The organism is Nonomuraea sp. NPDC049784 (genome assembly GCF_040659615.1).
In the GTDB taxonomy this organism is placed as follows: domain Bacteria; phylum Actinomycetota; class Actinomycetes; order Streptosporangiales; family Streptosporangiaceae; genus Nonomuraea.
Map to the genome: position 1 here is coordinate 1 of NZ_JBFAMX010001061.1, position 2,083 is coordinate 2,083.

At 73.1% G+C, this 2,083-nt stretch carries 1 protein-coding gene; it reads right to left on the reverse strand.

Features of this window, described 5'->3' with window-relative positions:
* Positions 1-2,083: condensation domain-containing protein (locus AB0J09_RS63205; RefSeq protein ID WP_360713925.1), on the reverse strand; the 2,083-nt coding region annotated here is incomplete at both ends.

The window sequence follows — 2,083 nt, forward strand, 5'->3', positions numbered from 1 at the left end:
CTCAGGTGGTGGGCCAGCCGGTTGGCCCGGCGCTCCAGCTCGGCGTAGGTCAGCGAGCTGTCGCCGAAGACCACGGCCACGGCCTCGCCTGACGTGGCGGCCTGACGGCCCACCAGCTCGTGCACGCCGCCGGCGGAGGCGACGGGCACCGCGGTGTCGTTCCACGCGACGACCGTGCGCTCGTGCTCGGTCCTGCTCATCACCGGCAGCTCCGACAGCCGCAGGTCCGGCCGCGCGGCCACCGCTTCGAGCACGGCCAGCAGGTGGCCGGTCATCCGCTCGGCGGTGCTCCGGTCGAACAGGTCGGTGCTGTACTCCAGGTGGCCTCCGATGCCCTGGGGGCCGTCGCCGAGCGACAGCGTCAGGTCGAACCTGGCGACGGCCGACCCGACAGGCGCCGGTTCGGTGGCCACCCCGCCCAGCGTCAGCGGCGTCTCGTCGACCCGGTCCACGCCGAACATGACCTGGAAGACTGGGTGGCGGGAGCGGTCGCGTTCAGGGGCGAGGACGTCGACGAGCTGCTCGAACGGCACGTCCTGGTGGGCGTAGGCGGCGAGGGCCCCGTCGCGGACCCTGGTGACGACTTCGGCGAACGTGGGGTCGCCGGACAGGTCGGTGCGCAGCACGAGCGTGTTGACGAAGAACCCGATGAGGTCCTCGGTCTCGGCCCTGGTCCGGTTGGCGATCGGGGTGCCGACGACGACGTCGTCCTGGTCGGCGTACCGGCCCAGCAGGACGCCGAACGCGGCCAGCAGCGTCATGAACATGGTGGCCCCGGCCTCGCGGCTGAGCGCCCGCATCCCAGCGGTCACGGCGTCGGGCAGCTCGAACTCGACGAGCCCGCCGCCCGACGTCCGTACGGCGGGGCGCGGCCGATCAGTGGGCAGCTCCAGGGCCGGAGCTCCGCCCAACCGGTCGAGCCAGTACGCGAGCTGCCCTTCCAGCACCTCGCCCTGGAGCCACTCACGCTGCCAGACGGCGAAGTCGGCGTACTGCACCGTCAGCGGGGCCAGCGGCGACGGCTGCCCGGTACGGAAGGCGTCGTAGAGGACGGTGAGCTCGCGGCGCAGAACCCCGGTGGACCACTCGTCGGAGATCACGTGATGGGTCACCATGCCGAGCAGGTGGTCGTCGGGCCCGATCCTGATCAGCCTGCCGCGGAACAGAGGTCCGGCGGCCAGGTTGAACGGCGCCCTGGCGTCGGCCGCCACGAGCGCCTCGGCGCGGGCCACGGCGTCGGACTCCCCGCCGAGGTCTAGCACGTCCAGCCCGAAGCCCGACGGCGGGTCCACGATCTGCATGCCGACGCCGTCGACGGCGACCAGGCGGGTGCGCAGCACCTCGTGCCGCTCCACGATCGCGTCCAGCGCCGCGCTCAGCGCCGGCACGTCCAGAGGACCGGTCAGCCGCAGCGCGATCGGCACGTTGTACTCCGGGGAGCCCGGCTCGAGCTGGTCGAGGAACCAGAGCCGCTGCTGCGCGAACGACAGCGGCAGCGGGCTGTCGCGGCGTCCTGCCGCCACGATGGGCGGCGCCTGCTCGGCGGGGGCGGCCGCGTCCACGACCGCCGCGAGCCCGCGCACGGTGGAGTGGTCGAACAGCGTCGACAGTGGCAGCTCCACGCCGAACGTCGAGCGCACCCGAGAGATCACCTGGGTGGCCAGCAGCGAGTGCCCGCCGAGCTGGAAGAAGTCGTCGGTGACGCCGATACCGTTCAGGTGGAGCACCTCGGCCCAGATGGACGCGAGCACTTCCTCGGTGGCCGAGGCCGGCGCGACGAACCGTTCCTGGAGCTCGGGCCTGCTGGTGTCGGGGGCCGGCAATACGGCCCGGTCCACCTTGCCGTTGGCGTTCAGCGGCAGCCCGGCCAGCTCGACGAAGGCGGCGGGGATGAAGTAGGAGGGCAGACTGCGGGCGAGGAACTGCCGCAGCTCCCCGGCGGGCGGGACGCCCACGCCCAGGTCCGTCGGCACCACGTACGCCACCAGGCGCCGGTCGCCGTCGTCCTCGCGGGCCACGACGACCGCGGCGGAGACCTCCGGGTGGGCGCGCAGCGCGGCTTCGATCTCGCCCGGCTCGATAC